The organism is Pseudomonas sp. B2021 (assembly GCF_018135665.1).
Taxonomy (GTDB): domain Bacteria; phylum Pseudomonadota; class Gammaproteobacteria; order Pseudomonadales; family Pseudomonadaceae; genus Aquipseudomonas; species Aquipseudomonas lactis.
The window spans coordinates 821,275-837,852 of the sequence record NZ_SMOF01000001.1 but is presented as its reverse complement, the minus strand read 5'-3'; the positions used below and the strand labels follow the sequence as shown (position 1 = coordinate 837,852).

Genomic DNA, 16,578 nt, shown 5'->3' with positions numbered 1-16,578 from the left:
GATGACAACCTTTTTCTTGGAAGAGGTTGTCATCCTAGGCACGCCGGTTTTGCGCCTGGCGCTAACTAAATCAATGACCCGTTCAGAACTGCTCGCGCGGATTGAACGCGGCCTTTTGTGCCAAGGCCTCCCACAGCGCTTTGACCTCATCATCCGCCGCCTTGGGCATCACCGCCTTGAGCTGGATGAACAGATAGCCGCGTTGCCCGGCCTTGTTCAGCAAGCCATGGCCCTTGGCGCGCATGCGCTGGCCGTTCTGGCTGCCGGCAGGCACCTTGAGGTTGATCTTGCCGGTGAGAGTCGGCACGGCCACTTCCGTGCCCAGCGCCAGTTCCCAGGGTGCCAGCGGCAGGTTGATGATCAGGTTTTCGCCGTCCACCTCGAACTTGGGGTGGGGTGCGAACTTGATGATCAGGTACAAATCACCATTGGCCCCGCCACCAATGCCCGGCGCGCCCTGGGCCTTGAGCCGAATGCGCTCGCCATCGGCCACACCGGCCGGGATCTTCACGTTCAGGCTTTTGGTGGTGTTGCTCACATGCCGACCGGAAGCATCGTACTGTGGCACCTGGAAGCTGATCTGCTTGGACTCGGTGGACAGGGTTTCCTCCAGGGAAACCATGAGCTGCATCTCCACATCCTGGCCCTTGCGCCCGGTAGGACGGCGCTGGCCGCCACCGAAGGCATCGCCGCGCGAACCGAAGATCGAACTGAAAAAGTCCGAAAAATCGCCCGCGTCCTGGCCGCCACCAAAGCCTCCACGGCTCTGCCAACCCGGTGGCCCCTGGAACGGCTGGCCATGCTGGCCGTATTTGCGCAGTTCATCGTATTCGGCGCGTTTGTCGGCACTTTTCAGCGCTTCATAGGCCTCGGACGCATCCTTGAACTTGGATTCGGCATCCTTTTCCTTGCTGACGTCCGGGTGATATTTACGCGCCAGCTTGCGATAAGCCGACTTGATCTCCTTGTCGTCAGCCGTCGGCTCGACACCGAGAATCTTGTAGTAGTCTTTGAAATCCATGGGGGCATCACCATCCGTTATCGATATCGCGCAGCCCGCCACACGGCACGCCATGGCTGGCAGCCTGGGAATTGATGTCAGGGCGCGTCATAAGTTAAGCGGCGGCACACAGACGTCATGCAATGGCTGTGTACCGCCTGGATATGCCCACAAGATTGGGGCAAAACGCCGCCTTTCAAGATGGGATAGCGCTATTTACGACGACGGACCGATTACCGATGCGGGTAGGATCAGGCGAACTGCTTTTTTATCATCCCCTCGGTGTACTGGTAGTCCATGCGCAGTTCGGTGCCCGCGGCGATAGCTTCTGTGGCGAAAAGAGCGTTGAGGATGAAGGGTTTGCGCTTTACCTGCGCCCCTGGCCCCACGCCCAGCCACATATCGGCCTCGACATCAAACCCCACCGTCTCGACGTTATAGCCACCTGGCGCCTGGCGCAGCGGCTTGCCGTTGTCGTCGTACTCAAAGTGGGTGTTTATCCGCGACAGAATATTGTCCCCCGACAAATGGATCGGCAGCTCCACCAGACTATTGCCCTGGGCAACCCTCTGGCTGCCCACCTTCATGGTGTAGGTCTGGCCGCCCTCGCCGAAGATACCCGACGGCAATACGGTACCGCCGTATACACCGACGATTTCCCCTTTGGCAATACGCCGGTTGGCCACCACCATGGACTGGCCGATCAACGCCTTTTCGCCCGGCACTTTCACATCCTGTGCCGTGAATGTGCGCAGTTGCAGTTGCGCTTCATAGCGTGCGCCGACGTGCTCATACCCTTCAAACTGAATGTAGGGTTTGACCTGCGCGGAGGTGTATTGGGTGCCGGAGTCCAAGGTCACTTGCCTTTCCAGGGAGCGGATACGGATCGGCCTGCCCTGGTAATCCCTGAGGGGGTACTTGCCATTGTTGGCGCGGATGTAACTGCCGACCGGATTAGGGTTGGCCGTGAAGTGCACTTCCCGGCGCATGTAACTGAGTTCGGCCGTGGTATAGGGCTTCACCGGCATGGATTCCGAAGCATCGACAAACTCATCGTCGGACCCCGGCTGCACCATCCCGCCCGCCAGGCCTCTACGTCGCCACACTCCATTGACATCAGGCTTGGCGACGATTGCGCTGCTGGTCAAACGCAACGGGTTATCCGCCGCTTGTACCCATAACACGTAGTGCTCGCCATCGCCCGCATCGGGCATGCTCGCCACGAAGTAGCGCTTGCCATTAAAGTCGATGGCTTGCGCCTGAGACAGTTGCAGCCCGGGGCCGGCGCTTTCTACCAAGACTTCAAGGCTTGCCGTCGGAATCAGCGCCTGCGCCACTTCATCGCGACTCAAGCGTTCGATCAATTGCGCTTCTTCGATCTCGAACTGCGCCTGCAATGCCTTGACCTTGGTGTCGTAGCTGGCGCGAGGCAGTGTCCCGGCCTCGAAATCGCGCTGCAAGGCTTCCATTTGATCGTGATGGGGGTCGTTCTGTGCTTCAAACTGCGCACGGTATTTATTCGCCACATAGTCTTTCCAGAAGTCTCTGGCGAGCATGGCTTGCAACTCCTGGGCGGAGTTATCCAGGCTGAGCACCCGTAGGTAGGCCGCATCGAGCATTTCCTGGGTCACATTGCCGAAATGGGCAAACCGGGCGTGCTGTGGTTGACCGGGCAATTCAAGGCGATCCTTGAGCCCATGGCGATACGCCATGCGCACCTCAACCTCTTCCACGGCCCTCAAGGCCCTCTCACGTTGGGTGGGGGTCAAGCCCTCGCGTGCGGTGATCGCGGCTCTGCGCTGGTCGATATCCTCCAGGGCGATCTTTTCCAGCTCATCGAGACGGAACAGCCCCTTGGACAGCTTCAGCAGGGCCGCACCCTGGGTCGAGTCCAAAGCGAGCGCCTTGGCGTTGTGGGTCATCAGCAGGATCTCCAGGTTGCTGAAGGTCAATGCCGCCCGGTCACAGCAGGCCGCCCGCCCCGCCCACTCGAACATCTCCTTGCGCAACTGCTCGGACTCATTGCTGTTTTGCGTGATGCCATCGATCACCTCCCAGATGCGGCGCTGCAAGTCCTCAAGACCGGCGGGCGCTATTTCCAGGTCCCGGAGCACTTCAAAGAAGCCGTCCGAACCGGGTAATGCACGCAGGGTGAACCACTGGAGCCGGCGCTGCGCCAATTGCTCAGTGGAAAAGCCCGTGGACCAGCGCCGAAACGGAGCATCCGCGCCATGCAGCTCCACCGGGCCATCCACCGCACTCGTCACGCTGGCGACCAATCGATTGGCTGCTCGTTCTGTGGCGGTGAGCCGGTCGCCGTAGGCGTTGATGCGTTGACGCGTATCGGCGGACAGCGGGTTCAGGCCCAGGTCGGTGACCCGGGTGACCCGCAGTGTCTGTTCCAGTTGCTCATCCGACGGTGCGACCAGCGCATCGGGCAAGGTGGAAATATTGTTGCCTCGCAGGTACACCATGTCCAACAGGGGGAGCTCGTCCAACCCGGTAGGCCACGTATCGAGGCCGGTGGCCCCCATGCCCAACGAGTGCAGATTGGTCATTTGGCTGAAGTCCGGCGCCCTGCTCAGAGGGTTTGAATTGAGCACCAGAGCCTTGAGTGTGATGCGTGAGGAAAGTATCGCCGCGGAATCGGCAGTCAGGCGGATCCGGTTGTTTTGCAGGGACAAGCGGGTCAAGCCATGCATCTGCCCAACCGCCGGCGGTAACTCACGCAACTGGTTGTTCGACAAGTCGAGCCAGCGCACGCCGCGAAAACGCGCGAGGAACCCTTCCGGCGAGGTTCGCAGGTTCATATTGCTCAGTTTGAGCGAACCCACATGGCTGAAATCCGCATCCAGGTCAGGCAGGCTCGGCAGGTTCAGATCACTGAGGTTCAACTCAAGCCCGAAAGGTTCGCCATCATTGGTGAGCTGTTGCGGTGTGTCTTGCCTCCAGCAGCGCAAGATACGCTCCCAGGCATGGTGGCGGTCACGCAAAGACCCTGCGTCATTGGCACGCTCGCCGACACGCACATAGCGCTGGCGCTCACCACCGCCTGAAAACAGCCATCCGTTCAACTGCCGGAGCAGCACAGAGTGCTCTTGCCAGAGGCGGTTCAGCTGCGCCTCAGCCCCTTCACCCCAGGACCAGATAAGCGCCCTGGCCTTCTGCACGGAGTACTCAGGGTACATGTACACCACCTTCTCGATGCGCGGATTTTTACTGTCGAAAGCGCCCTCAAGCGCCCCTTGCAACAGGTCGGGTCGAGACTGGGCCAGGTCCTGCCAGTACTTATCGAAGGTTTTCCAGTAATCGGGCGGGAAGCGATTATCCTCAAGCAAGGTGACATTGTTGATCCGTGCCACGGCTTCCAATTGATCCGCGGGCGGCACCAGGTTGTCCTGCGGTACCTGTTGCAGACGGTTCTGGCGCAGGTCGAGGCGCTCCAGCCCGGCCTGCTCTCTCAACCCCGACGGCCACCGCTCGATTCGCGTCCAGAATAGATTCAGCTCTCTTAAATGGGGCATGCCACTGAAGTCTGGCGTCACCCCCAATGGGTTACTCGACAGGTCGAGCACTTGCAGCGCATTGAGATCGCTTAACAGTCCCGCGCTGCGTTCGGTCAACTGCAGGCCGTTGGCGTGCAGCTTCAGCGACGTGAGCTGTTTCATGTCGCCAATCACCGCAGGCAGCTCGGTCATTTCGGCCCCCGTGATGCTCAGGCTGTTCAACTCGGTAAAGTTTTCGAGGAACAACGCACTGGAATGCCCACCCCATTTGACATTCGACAACACCAACTCCCGGACATGGTCGAAGCCCCCTTTTATGCCGGGCAAATCCACCCAATAGAGACTGTCCCTCGGCAGGCGAATGTGCAGTTGGTTCCCGGTCTCACGGCGCCAGCAGCGTTTGATCTCTTCGCTCACACGCCACTCCTCGCTGTAAGGGGCCAAGGCCCGCGGCCCCTTTGCTTGTGCCCAGACCTTCAAGGTTTTTTTCAGGGTGCGGTACTCCAACTCACGGCTGGCCAACTCGCCCCGCACGTCTGTGCCCAGCGACTCAATGAACGCTGTGACCTGTTCGTCGCTGAAGGTTGGAAACAACCGCCGTACCCGCTCCGCCGGGGAGCGAAGCACACTCCCTGCCGTCCTTAACAACTGTCGCACCCCAGGCGCGCCGCCCAACAGCCTGGCCATCGGGTCATAGTCAGGCTTACGCAACGGGTTCTCCTCCAGCACCGTGCGCAACGGTTCACGCGGTAACGGGCTGCGTTGAATCGTCTGCTTCAGTTCAGCGGCACTGCTCAGACCCAGGCGCTGGCGTTCATCGAGCGGCAATTGTTCCCATATAGCGCTGTAAAAATCGCCGGGCATGGAGGCTTGGAAGTCGCCGCGTTCCAGCAATACCAGCGTGCGTTTATGCGGAAAGTCAGGGGAGCCGATGGCATCCAGCACCGTGCCTTCAGCCGAATACTGACGCAGCTCGATGCGCGAGCCGCGGTGCCAGCCCGGCAGGGTTTCCAGGGTGCGCAAGGCCAGGCGCTGGCTGTCGAGGTGCGTCAGGGTGTCCAGGTGCAACCCTTCATAGGCACGGGCCACCCGGGTTTCCTGGGCACACCATCGGGCTTGCGTGGCCAGGGGCTCGGGCAAGCGGCGCGTGTTGCGAAAGGCCTGCAGTTGATCTGTCGTCGCCCCTTGCAACACACGCTCGGCGACCGCTGTGGGCAAGGCAGGATAGGTATCCAGCAAACGTTGTACATCGGCATCGGTCGTAGGGTTCAGCACTTGGTAGCGTTGTTCCAGCAACGGCCCCTTGAGGGTGTCAACGGCATCGCCGAGATAATGGCGCAGCTTGCCCGCGCGCACCTCCAGCGATTCCTCGGGGCTACCTGGAAACTCTTTGAGCAGCGGGTCGACACCCTGCAAGGTGTACAGCAACTCCCGGAGCAAACGGCCCTGGGCCATGGCGCTTTCGGTCACCACCATGACGCGCTTGCTGGCCGACGCCGGTGCATCAGCTGCCTCCCAGAGCACCTCGCCCTGAGGGCCGATAACTTTCAGCGCCACGTTGTCGGGCAGCAGGCCACGGCGCTGAAGCAGGTCAAATTGCAGCGCCGGTTCGGCTTTCGAGTACACCAATGGGTCGCTGCTTTTTATCTGCTCGACAAAGGTGGTGAGCTGTTGGTGCAATTGGAAGCGCTTGAGCGTGTCTTCCAGCAGCAACGGCAGTGGCTCGTGATGGACCGCGGCCTGGCGCAACACGTCGGTGTCGACGCCGCTGATACGCAGCGGGTCGGCCTGCTCGGCAAGCCCCAAGCGTTTGAGCAGGGTTGATTCGTCCCAAGTCAGCGGTTCTTCCAGCTCGTGGGTCCAAACGCCGTTGTGGTTGTGCTCCAGCTCCGGTGCATAAGCGTCGAGCCGCGTCGGGTGCTGAATGCGGTAATCGCCGGTGTGAGGGTCTTGCCTGACCTGATAATGCGCATCCTCGAATGCCAGCAACTGTTGACCGTCGTGGTTATACAGGCCCAGCGCGTTGGCCTTGGCCTCGGGCGCCGGTTTGACCGGCGACGCGTAGGGCGCGAGGTCAGGGTTCCACAGCACCTGCTTGCCGGACGGCATCGTCACAGGCTTGAGGTGGTCCACCGCGCTTTGCCATTTGATGGCGGGCAACACCTTGGCGCCGGTGGCAATAAACGCCACGTTCAACGCCACCGACGCAAAATGCGCCCACATTTGCCGTGGCTCGCCTTGCCCATAGGCTTCTATCCCTTCAAACACCTCGTAGCACATCTGCGACGCGCCCACGGCCAGCATGATAGGCCCCAGCCCTGGCACCACGAAGGCCGCCAGGTTGAACACGCTGACAGCGGCATCGAAAAAACTTTCCAGGCGCTCCAGCCGCGCCTTGCGGTCCTCGTCCTCGGTGGGTACGGCCACGGCCCGCGCATCACTCAAGATCTTGCGGATATGCGCCTGGCGACTGCGCTGCCAGAGATCACCGCTGAGGAGGAACTCGTCCATGGGCAAATGCACCAACGCCTTACGCAGCGGATAATCCGTCCCGCCGTTGTCATTGTCGGCGGGCTGGTACAACCGGTTGAAACGAGCGAAAAATCCGCCTTGCTCGCGCACCGGTACAAAGCGGCTGAAAAAGCGTCGATACGACGCGCTGTGCAAGCGCATGCGCAGGTCGACCATGAACTCGCCACTGGAGGCGTACTCCTTGACCGGCTGTTGCGGGTCGCCGGGTATGTACACCACCAGGCGCTCGGTACGGTCCGAATGTGCACGGTCTGGCCCGATCAGCAGCGGCCCCACCAGCACGCTGTCCAGTACCTTGAGGGCGGCATAGGTAACCGGCTTACCCGCAAGCTTCGGCGTGCCGGAACCGGCTACCACCTGTTTGAGCATCTGATAGGCATCGGCACTCAACGCGCCGTTTAACTGCAACCGGGCAATCTCGATGCTCAGCGCCAGTTGCTGGCGTTGATGCTCCTCAAGCACTTGCTCCAGCGCCTCGCGCTCCTGGGCGGCGTCGGGTTCGACCACCTCCTTGATGTGCTTGTGATACTGGGCGCCGAGGTCCAGGGAGCGGCACAGCTTGGCAAACTCATGGGGCTTGATCGCCACGGCGTGGGCGCTGACGGCCGCGAATGTCGCGATGATATGGGGGTTGTCGGGGTTCCAGCGGGTAATGAGTTGGCAATCGTTGCACGGCGATGGCTGTTCTTCATCGGCCTCGAAATTGGCCAGGGCCGCTTCCAGCAGGGAGACACCTCGGTAGGTGTGGGTCAGGGAGGGATCGTTTTGCTGGTCAAACACGAAGGCGCCATAAAAATCATCGCGAGCACCTTTGTAGGCATATTTGCGCACGAAGAACACATTGCGTACATCCAGCTCCAGGTTGAACTGCTTTTTGAGTGCGTCCTTGAGCGGCTGCTCGGCGAACGCGAGGATGTCGTCGATCTGGCCGAGATGCGCTTCGATTGAATTGAGGGTTTCGCGAAAACGTGTGTGCTGCGCGGCCAGGGCGGTTTTGTCCTGGTGAGTCGCGGCCAGGTACCAGGAAGGAATGTCCATCTCGTGCTGGCCCAGCTCTTCCTGGCGCTGGGTCGTGCCCTCCAGGAACCAGCTTGGCACGCGTTGTTTGAGGAAGTCGTAGTGCACGCCGCGCAGGTCGGCGGTGAAGGTTGCATCAGGCATAGCGGTTCATCCGTGAGCGGTAAAACCGCAGCCTAGCCAAACCCCGGCAGGCTCAAGACGTAGCTATGTAACACGAATGCCGGTGGATTTACGGATCACCGGTCTACGCATCCGCGCGCCAGTGGCATACACTGCGCGGCCGTTTTTTGCCCGGAACCTGTGAGACATGAAAAACGCATCCCCAGCCCGTGCCTGCGGCATCGACTTCGGCACGTCCAACTCCACCGTCGGCTGGATCCGCCCCGGCGAGGAGACGCTGATCGCGCTGGAGGACGACAAGATCACATTGCCGTCAGTGGTCTTTTTCAACTTCGAGGAGCGCCGCCCGGTGTACGGTCGCCTGGCGCTGCACGAATACTTGGAGAACTACGAAGGCCGCCTGATGCGCTCGCTCAAGAGCCTGCTGGGTTCCAAGCTGATCAAGCACGACACCAGCGTGCTCGGCACCGCCATGCCCTTCACCGACCTGCTGGCCCTGTTTATCGGCCAACTCAAGAGCCGCGCCGAAGCCAACGCCGGCCGTGAGTTCGAAGAAGTGGTGCTGGGCCGCCCGGTGTTCTTCGTCGATGACGACCCGATGGCCGACCAGGAAGCGGAAAACACCCTGGTGGACGTGGCGCGCAAGATCGGCTTCAAGGACATCTCCTTCCAGTACGAACCAATTGCTGCTGCCTTCGACTACGAGTCCACCATCACCAAAGAAGAGCTGGTGCTGATCGTCGACATCGGCGGTGGTACCTCCGACTTCTCCCTGGTGCGCCTGTCGCCGGAGCGTCGTCACAACGACAACCGCCAGAGCGACATCCTCGCCACCGGCGGCGTGCACATCGGCGGTACCGACTTCGACAAACAGCTCTCGCTAGCCGGCATGATGCCGCTGTTCGGCTACGGCAGCCGCATGAAAAGCGGCGCCTACATGCCTACCAGCCACCACATGAACCTGGCCACCTGGCATACCATCAACTCGGTGTACTCACAAAAATCCCAGCTGGCCCTGGGCAGCATGCGCTACGACATCGAAGACACCGGCGGCATCGACCGCCTGTTCAAGCTGATCGAACAGCGCGCCGGGCACTGGCTGGCCATGGAAGTGGAAGAGACCAAGATCCAGCTCACCCAGGCAGACAGCCGCCACGTGCCGCTGGACCGCATCGAAGCCGGCCTGAGCGTAGACCTGAGCCGCGCGCTGTTCGAGTCGTCCATCGACAATCTGCTGGAACGCGTACGCGGCAGCGTCACGCAGTTGCTCAACGACGCCTCGGTGAGCGTGGCGCAAGTGGACACGGTGTTCTTCACCGGCGGCTCCAGCGGCATCCCGGCACTGCGCCACAGCATCTCGGCAATGCTGCCGAATGCGCGGCATGTGGAAGGCAATATCTTCGGCAGTATTGGCAGTGGTTTGGCGATTGAGGCGAGCAAGCGTTACGGTTGCTGAGTTGTAGCTGACACCGTGGCGCCCCCCCCTCCGACAGTAACCACGATGCGAAGCGAGCCGCTCTTGATCTTGATCTGCTTTTGATCTCAAGCGCCCCGTCAAACCACGCTGGCCGGAATTCGACAGGGATTTGGGGGGTAAACCGGCAGGGATGCCGGCGGATTACGGGCACACCGAGCCTAAGCGAGGTGCCGAGTGGTGGGGCAAGAGCCCTTTGGTTACTTTGGGCTGGGCCGGCATTCCGGCTTTTCCAAAGTGACCCGCCGTCAGGGCGGAACCCTAAGTGGCCGTTACCGCAGCAATGGATATATACACAATCGAACTGCGTTGACTGTCAGGCCGCCTTCGCGAGCAAGCCCGCTCCCACAGTTTGATCGCGGGGCGTCAGATAGATAGGGGCCGGCTGTGAGGCCGTCATCGCAGGCAAGCCAGCTCCCACAGTTGATCGCATTTCAATGTGGGAGCGGGCTTGCCCGCGATGGCGTCAGCCCAGGCGACACAAGGTTTAAACCATCCCACCCAGCTTCAGCTCGCTCTTCAGATAAGCATAGTAAATCGGCCCCGCCACCACCCCCGGCAAGCCGAACGCCGCCTCAAACACCAGCATCGCCAACAGCAACTCCCACGACTTGGCACTGATCTGCCCGCCAACGATACGCGCGTTGAGGAAGTACTCGACCTTGTGGATCACGATCAAATACCCCAGCGCCGCCACCGCCACCCAGATCGACAGCGACAGCGCCACGATGGTGATCAACGTGTTGGAGATCAGGTTGCCGATCACCGGCAGCAGGCCAAGCAGGAAGGTCAGCACGATCAGAGTCTTGGTCAACGGCAGGTGGATGCCACACAGCGGAAGCACCACCGCCAGGAACACCGCGGTGAAGGCCGTGTTCAGCGCGGCGATCTTGATCTGGGCAAAGACGATATTGCGAAACGCCTGGACCAGCAGGTGCAGGCGGTCGAACAGCGCGGCGGCCAGGGGCTTGCGCTTCGTCAGGTCGGGCACGCGCTGCAGGGCGATGATCGCGCCCAGCACCATGCCGATCAGCAAGGTGACGAACATGTGGGCGGCGTCTTTGCCGACCAGTTGCAGCTCGCTCAGGTGTTTGCTTAGCCAATCGCCAATAGCCACGCGAAACTCCGCGGCGCTGGCGGGCAGGTAAGCGTCGATGGACGGCGGCAATTGCCCGCGCGCGCGGTCGACCACCCCCATGAATTTATCCAGGGACGCCCCGGGGTTTTCCGCTTCGTGGAGCAGGAAGCTGATGGCGCCGGCGAAAATCAAGGCCAGCACGCTGACGATCAGGGTGCCCAGCAAGGCCACCGCCAGCCAGCGCGCGCGCCGGCCTTCGATCAGGCGTTGCAGTTGAGGGGTGAGCATGTTGACCAGCTCATAGACCAACAGGCCGGCCAGCAGGCTGGGCAGCAATTTCAGCGGCAGTACCAGCAGCAACCCGCCGAAAATGATGATGTAGCTGGACAGCAACAACACATGACGCTGAGAAAACGTTGGCATACAGCCTCAAAACAAACGGCGTTGAAGGATGTTGTAGGAGCGAGCTTGCTCGCGAAAAACGAAAGGGCGCCTCGTTTAGTCAGGGCGCCCGTGTGATCGTTCACGTTTTTCGCGAGCAAGCTCGCTCCTACAAAGGGGCTGTGTGCGAGTGTCGCAGCCTTCTATGGCCCGGGGCTATTATTTCTTCAGGCAAGTGCTCATGAAGGTTTTGCGCGCATCACCGGCCAAGGCTTGGGTTTTCGCCGACGCATTGCAGTCTTTCATCTTCTGCTGCTGCGGGGTCAGGGTCTTGGCGTCGTTGGCGGCAGGTGCCGACAGGCAGGTCTTCATGAAGGCCTTACGGTCATCGCCCTTGAGCGTCTTGGTGGTGGCCTCGGCATTGCAGGTGGTCATTTTGTTTTGCTGGGCAGTGGCGGCAAAACCCTGGGCACACATCAGCAGGCCCATCATCAACAACGGAATACGCAGCATCTTCATGGAGTTTTCTCCCTGTTACCGTGCCGACGGGCACGGCCTACAGCGCAGTGTAGTCAAAACCTGTTACAACTTCACCGGCCACGAATATTCGCCCGCCGGTATTGCTCCGGCGTGCAGCCGGCGTGGCGTTGGAACATGGCGATAAACGCTGAGGCGGTGCTGTAGCCCAGATCAAACGCCACGTGTTGCACGCTGCGGTCGCTGTCCAGCGCTTCGATGGCCGCCAGGTAGCGCAAGCGCTGGCGCCATTCGCCGAAGCTCATGCCCAGCTCGCGCACAAACTGGCGCGCCAGGGTGCGCTCGCTCACATGCACCTGCTCGGCCCATTGCGCCAGCGGGCGGTTGTCTCCCGGCTCGGCCTGCATGCCCTCCAAGACCCCAAGCAACCCAGGGTGGCGGGCGTAGGGCAGGAAGCAGTCGTGGACCGGCGCCTGCCGGAGCTGGTCCACCAGCACTTGGGCCAGGCGGATGTCAGCATCGGTGCGCGGTGCATTGACATCGCGCAGGGCGAAATCCTTGAGGATGGCCTTGAGAATATCGCTGATCGCCAACGTGCAAGGCTGCTGCGGCAACTGCTCGCACAGCTGCGGCGCCAGGCCCACAGAGTGGTAGACAATCGCCTCGGCATTGTAGGAGCTGTGCTCGGTAAGCGGCGGCACCCACACGGCGTATTGCGGTGGCGACATGAAGCGATTACCCGCCACTTCCATGCGCATCACACCGCTGGCCGAGTAATCCAGCGAGCCCCAGGTGTGCTGGTGCGGGGTGCATTCGGTGTCCGGGGCAAAATCGGAATACCGAAAGTACACAGGGCTTGGCAGGCGGGCGAAATCGGGCAGGCGTACGGTGTGTCGGGACATGTTGTCTGGATTCAACGCTCAGTTGTCTGGATCGCAGTATAGGCCTCGATCCAGACAGAGGATAATCCTGCCTCGTCAACACACTGGGTTTCTTTTCAATGCAATACGCTTATCCGCTGCTGGCTATCTTTATCTGGGCCGGCAACACCGTGGTCAACAAATTGGCCGTGGGCTCGATCTTCCCGGCTGAAATCGGCTTTTACCGCTGGTTGTTCGCTGCGTTGCTGTTCACGCCGTTCATGCTCAAACCGGTGGTCGCCCACTGGCCGCAGATCCGTCCCAACCTGGGCAAGATCTTTATCCTCGGCGTGCTGGGCATGGCGGTGTATCAAAGCCTGGCCTATTACGCCGCGACGCTGACCAGCGCCACCAATATGGGCATCATCCTGTCGCTGATGCCGTTGATGGCGCTGACCGCTGCGATCATCAGCCTTGGCCAACGCCTGACCTTCGGTGCGTTGACCGGCGCGATGTTGTCGTTCGCAGGCGTGGTAGTGGTGGTGTCGGCCGGCAGCTTGGGCGCGTTGCTGCAACATGGGGTCAACCTGGGCGACGGCATGATGCTGGTGGCAACGTTGGCTTATGCGGTCTACAGCACCCTGCTGAAAAAATGGCAACTGCGCCTGCCGCCGTTGGTGCTGCTGTATTTGCAGGTGCTGGTCGCGGTGGTGGTGCTGCTGCCGCTGTATCTGTTCTCGGCCAAGGCCGGTTTGGGCTGGGCGAATATTCCGCTGGTGCTGTACGCCTGCCTGCTGGCGTCGATGTTGGCGCCGTTGGCGTGGATGCACTCGGTCAAGACCCTGGGGCCAAGCCGTACCACGCTGTTTTTCAACCTGCTGCCCTTGATTACCGCGCTGATTGCCGCGCTGGTGCTCAAGGAAGAGCTGGCGCTGTATCACCTGGTGGGTGGCTTGCTGACCCTGGGTGGCGTAATTCTGTCGGAGCGCTGGACCACACCGGTCAGACGCCCTCAGGACACATCCTGTTAAATCCGATAAAACTTTTCGCCTGGCCCGGGACTCACAACCAATAGCGATCACGCCGGCAGAGCGTGGCGTACAACCGGATTAGCCCCAGGAGATTGAAATGACTGAAGCACGATTGACTGACGTTGCAACCCTGCGCAGCCGCGCCCGCCAGAACGTCGAAAACGGCGCCGTGACCGAAGGCTACGACGCCGACCGGGAAGAAATCATCCGCCTGCTCAACGAGTCGCTGGCCACCGAACTGGTCTGCGTGCTGCGCTACAAGCGTCACTACTTCATGGCCAACGGCCTCAAGGCCAGCGTGGCTGCCGATGAGTTCCTGGAACATGCGACCCAGGAAGCCGAGCACGCCGACAAACTGGCCGAGCGCATCGTGCAGCTGGGCGGCGAGCCGGAATTCAACCCCGACCTGCTGTCGAAGAACTCCCATGCGCAATACGTGGCGGGCAACACCTTGAAGGAAATGGTCTACGAAGACCTGGTGGCCGAGCGGATCGCGGTAGACAGCTACCGCGAGATCATCCAGTACATCGGTGACAAAGACCCGACGACCCGTCGCATCTTCGAAGACATCCTGGCCCAGGAAGAAGAACACGCCGACGATATGGCGGATATTCTGCAAGATCTGTAATAACTAACACCGCAACATACCCCCTGTGGGAGCGGGCTTGCCCGCGATAGCGTGGGATCAGTTGATAAATCATTGACTGATACTCCGCTATCGCGGGCAAGCCCGCACAGTTACTTCACGGTCTTGGGCGCCTTGCCTTCCTTCATCTGTTGCAGCAACGGTGCGCACTCATTGGGCTCGCCACCGCTTGGGGCCACCAAGGCGAGCAAGCCCGCGGCCGGCCCGGCAATCACACCCAAAGCGACCATACCGGCACCGCGCAGGGCTAGCGGGATGGCCTTCACGCCGGCATTGGGCTTGATAAACGGCCCGTTGACATACAGCGGTGAACGCAGGGAGAACAGGCGAAAGCCCTTGGATTCCGGCGTAATGGTCAGGTCCAACTGCTCAGTGGCCATATTCGCGGTGCCATCGATGTAGATGATCGCGTTCTCGGTATCGAACACAAACAACCGCGTGGTCGCCAGGCCCGTCTTGATGCCGAAGTCCGCCGCCGCGCAGTTGATCTTCACTTCCTCGTCGCCGAACAGACGGCCCACCACGTAGTTGCCCACGTTGAGCCCGGCGATTTCCATCAGGCTTCGGCTGATGGCGCCATCGTTGATGAGCATCTTCAGGTCACCGTTGGACGTGCCCAACAGTGCCGCCACCGAGTTACCGCGCCCGGCAATATCGGCATCGCCGTTGAGTTCACCAAAGCTGGTTTTCATCGGCTCGAAGGTGGGGAACAACTGCTTGAGCTTGAAGTTACGCGCCGTGAGTTTGGCGCGGCCCTCCATCGGGGTGGTGCGGCCGTTCAAGCGAATCTGCGCATCGAGCTTGCCACCGGCCACGCCGAAACGCAGGGGTTCGAGGCTCAGTTGGCCGTCGTTGAGCACCAAGTGCGTGTAGAGGTCGGTGAAAGGCAAGTCGGCACTGTGGACGATGCGTTTGCCAGTGAACTCGACGTCAGCATCCATATCGTGCCAACGCTCGGTGCGGAACTCTTCAACCGGCAGCACTTTGGTCGCCGGCTGTTTGCTTTCACCGCCACGGGCTTTTTGCTTGGCGTTGGAGTCCGCGCCGATCAAAGGCGCCAAGTCATCCATCAGCAACTGGTTGGACACCAGCGCGCCGCTGAGCTTGGGCCGTGGCTGGCTGGCGACATAGGCCAGGTCGCCGTGGATGTCGCTGTTGCCGATCTTGCCGTTGAAGTTCTCGTAGCGGAAGGAGGCGCCGCTGGCTTCATGCAGTTTGGCGATCAGATGGCCGTCGGTGGAATAGGCCGGCGAGTCCGGCAGGGTCACGCCGGTCAGCGGGTACAGGTTGCCCAGGCTACTGCCCGACAGTTTCAGGCGCAGGTCCAGGGCGCCGAGGTTCAGCGGGTCGGTCAGAGTGCCGGCCAGAGCGATGCTGGTGTCCGCGATCTTGACCTGGGCTTGCAGCGGGAACGGCTTGGCCGCGTCCTGCAAGGCCAGCAAACCACCGATCTTGCCCGTACCCGCCAGCTTCTGCCCGTGGTACTGGCCTTTGACCTTGAGGCCGAACGCGTAGTCCTGGGGCGCCGAGCCCTTTTCCAGGGCCTTCTTGGCATCGGCGTCGCCGACGATTTCGCCGAAGGGGATCGGCTTGCCCAGTGGGTCGATGATCACATCCAGCTGGGTCTTGAGGCTTTGATCGTCGAGGGTCACATGGCCTTTGTCGAAGCCGATGGCGCCAATGTCCACCACCCAGTTGGACGGTTCGGCGTCGGGGTCCTTGGGGTCGAACTTGAAGGTCCAGTTAGCACGGCCATCCGCCAGGCGCTGCAACTGGGCACTCGGTTCGGTGAGGTCGATGCGCGGGATCACCACACGCTGCACCAGCAAGGCCAGGGGCGAAATGCGCAGCTCAACCTTCTTGAGCGTGACCATCTGCGGTTGTTTCGACCAATCAGGGTTACCCAGGGTCAGGTCTTCGGCAATCACATGGGGCCACGGCACCCAGGCGCGCCAGCCACCTTCATCGGGCTCACGCTGCCACACCACCGCGAGGTTGCCGTTAATGGCGAACGGACGATGCAGCTCTTCGGAAACCTTGGCATTGAGGGGCGGCTTGATGCGGTTCCAGTCGAAGAACACCAACACCAGTACCACGATGGCCATTAACAGAACGAAGCTGGCGCAGCTCCAAGCGACGATTTTACGAGTGCGCGTCATTGCACAGGACTCCTGAATACGACTGGCTGGGCAACAGCCTTTTAAACAGCTTATAGGACTACGACTGGCAAAGTGCCGGGGGGTTTAACGCAACGGCGGATTTAGCCGAAAAAAGCGATTTTCTTGATCAACCAGACCATTTTCCCCATCGGCGACGCACCATTGTTACCCAGGCTCGTGTCGAAAATACCCACATCGGTGCAAACCCGCGGGCTTGAGAGGCTCGATCTAGAGCCTCCGGCGAGAACAATCAATTCTGTTGATTATTACCATTGTGTTTATGAACTTTTATAT

Annotated in this window: 9 protein-coding genes and 1 pseudogene; 3 read left to right on the top strand and 7 right to left on the bottom strand. The window is 60.8% G+C overall.

From position 1 onward, the window contains the following. Nucleotides 1–82 precede the first annotated feature (82 nt). Both E1K68_RS03675 and E1K68_RS03670 read right to left on the bottom strand, forming a co-directional pair. Nucleotides 83–1,021, bottom strand: coding sequence for a DnaJ C-terminal domain-containing protein (locus E1K68_RS03675; protein WP_003188131.1), 939 nt, complete (start codon nucleotides 1,019–1,021; stop codon nucleotides 83–85). Between the two features lie 230 nt (nucleotides 1,022–1,251). Beyond that, nucleotides 1,252–8,199 (bottom strand): DUF6543 domain-containing protein, encoded by a 6,948-nt coding sequence (locus tag E1K68_RS03670; RefSeq protein WP_212613788.1) that lies wholly within the window; start codon nucleotides 8,197–8,199, stop codon nucleotides 1,252–1,254. A gap of 166 nt (nucleotides 8,200–8,365) precedes the next feature. Between E1K68_RS03670 and E1K68_RS03665 the strand changes: the two genes are divergently transcribed. Further along, the gene (locus tag E1K68_RS03665; RefSeq protein ID WP_120247950.1) at nucleotides 8,366–9,634 is read left to right on the top strand and encodes an Hsp70 family protein; all 1,269 of its coding nucleotides are present in this window, start codon (nucleotides 8,366–8,368) and stop codon (nucleotides 9,632–9,634) included. Between the two features lie 505 nt (nucleotides 9,635–10,139). Here E1K68_RS03665 and E1K68_RS03660 read toward each other — a convergent pair. The 4 genes and pseudogenes from E1K68_RS03660 to E1K68_RS03650 form a co-directional block, all read right to left on the bottom strand. Next, nucleotides 10,140–11,153 carry an AI-2E family transporter gene (locus E1K68_RS03660; protein ID WP_003188124.1) on the bottom strand — a complete coding sequence of 338 codons (1,014 nt, stop codon included), beginning with the start codon at nucleotides 11,151–11,153 and terminating at the stop codon, nucleotides 10,140–10,142. Between the two features lie 32 nt (nucleotides 11,154–11,185). After that, nucleotides 11,186–11,272 (bottom strand): annotated as a pseudogene (locus tag E1K68_RS27675) (outer membrane lipoprotein carrier protein LolA); the annotation flags it as partial. Between the two features lie 58 nt (nucleotides 11,273–11,330). Then, nucleotides 11,331–11,630, bottom strand: a complete 300-nt coding sequence (locus E1K68_RS03655; RefSeq protein ID WP_003188123.1) for a PsiF family protein — start codon at nucleotides 11,628–11,630, stop codon at nucleotides 11,331–11,333. A 71-nt stretch (nucleotides 11,631–11,701) separates the two neighbouring features. Then, on the bottom strand, nucleotides 11,702–12,490 hold the full coding sequence (locus E1K68_RS03650) for a helix-turn-helix transcriptional regulator (RefSeq protein WP_003188122.1): 789 nt from the start codon (nucleotides 12,488–12,490) through the stop codon (nucleotides 11,702–11,704). Nucleotides 12,491–12,588: 98 nt separating this feature from the next. On the opposite strand from E1K68_RS03650, the gene E1K68_RS03645 reads away from it, so the two are divergent. Beyond that, complete coding sequence (locus E1K68_RS03645; RefSeq protein WP_057709618.1) at nucleotides 12,589–13,479, top strand: DMT family transporter; 891 nt, start codon at nucleotides 12,589–12,591, stop codon at nucleotides 13,477–13,479. Between the two features lie 97 nt (nucleotides 13,480–13,576). Then, a complete protein-coding gene (locus E1K68_RS03640) occupies nucleotides 13,577–14,107 on the top strand; it encodes a ferritin-like domain-containing protein (RefSeq protein ID WP_034125674.1) in 531 nt (176 codons plus the stop codon). Nucleotides 14,108–14,217: 110 nt separating this feature from the next. Here the strand turns inward: E1K68_RS03640 and E1K68_RS03635 are convergent, their stop codons facing one another. Further along, entirely contained in the window at nucleotides 14,218–16,284 is a 2,067-nt protein-coding gene (locus tag E1K68_RS03635; RefSeq protein ID WP_094774657.1) for an AsmA family protein, read from the bottom strand. Between the last annotated feature and the right edge of the window lie 294 nt (nucleotides 16,285–16,578).

Coding starts and splice junctions, on each gene's coding strand:
- E1K68_RS03640 (WP_034125674.1), top strand. CDS start 13,577: ATGACTGAAGCACGATTGACTGACGTTGCAACCCTGCGCAGCCGCGCC.
- E1K68_RS03635 (WP_094774657.1), bottom strand. CDS start 16,284: ATGACGCGCACTCGTAAAATCGTCGCTTGGAGCTGCGCCAGCTTCGTT.
- E1K68_RS03655 (WP_003188123.1), bottom strand. CDS start 11,630: ATGAAGATGCTGCGTATTCCGTTGTTGATGATGGGCCTGCTGATGTGT.
- E1K68_RS03650 (WP_003188122.1), bottom strand. CDS start 12,490: ATGTCCCGACACACCGTACGCCTGCCCGATTTCGCCCGCCTGCCAAGC.
- E1K68_RS03670 (WP_212613788.1), bottom strand. CDS start 8,199: ATGCCTGATGCAACCTTCACCGCCGACCTGCGCGGCGTGCACTACGAC.
- E1K68_RS03675 (WP_003188131.1), bottom strand. CDS start 1,021: ATGGATTTCAAAGACTACTACAAGATTCTCGGTGTCGAGCCGACGGCT.
- E1K68_RS03645 (WP_057709618.1), top strand. CDS start 12,589: ATGCAATACGCTTATCCGCTGCTGGCTATCTTTATCTGGGCCGGCAAC.
- E1K68_RS03665 (WP_120247950.1), top strand. CDS start 8,366: ATGAAAAACGCATCCCCAGCCCGTGCCTGCGGCATCGACTTCGGCACG.
- E1K68_RS03660 (WP_003188124.1), bottom strand. CDS start 11,153: ATGCCAACGTTTTCTCAGCGTCATGTGTTGTTGCTGTCCAGCTACATC.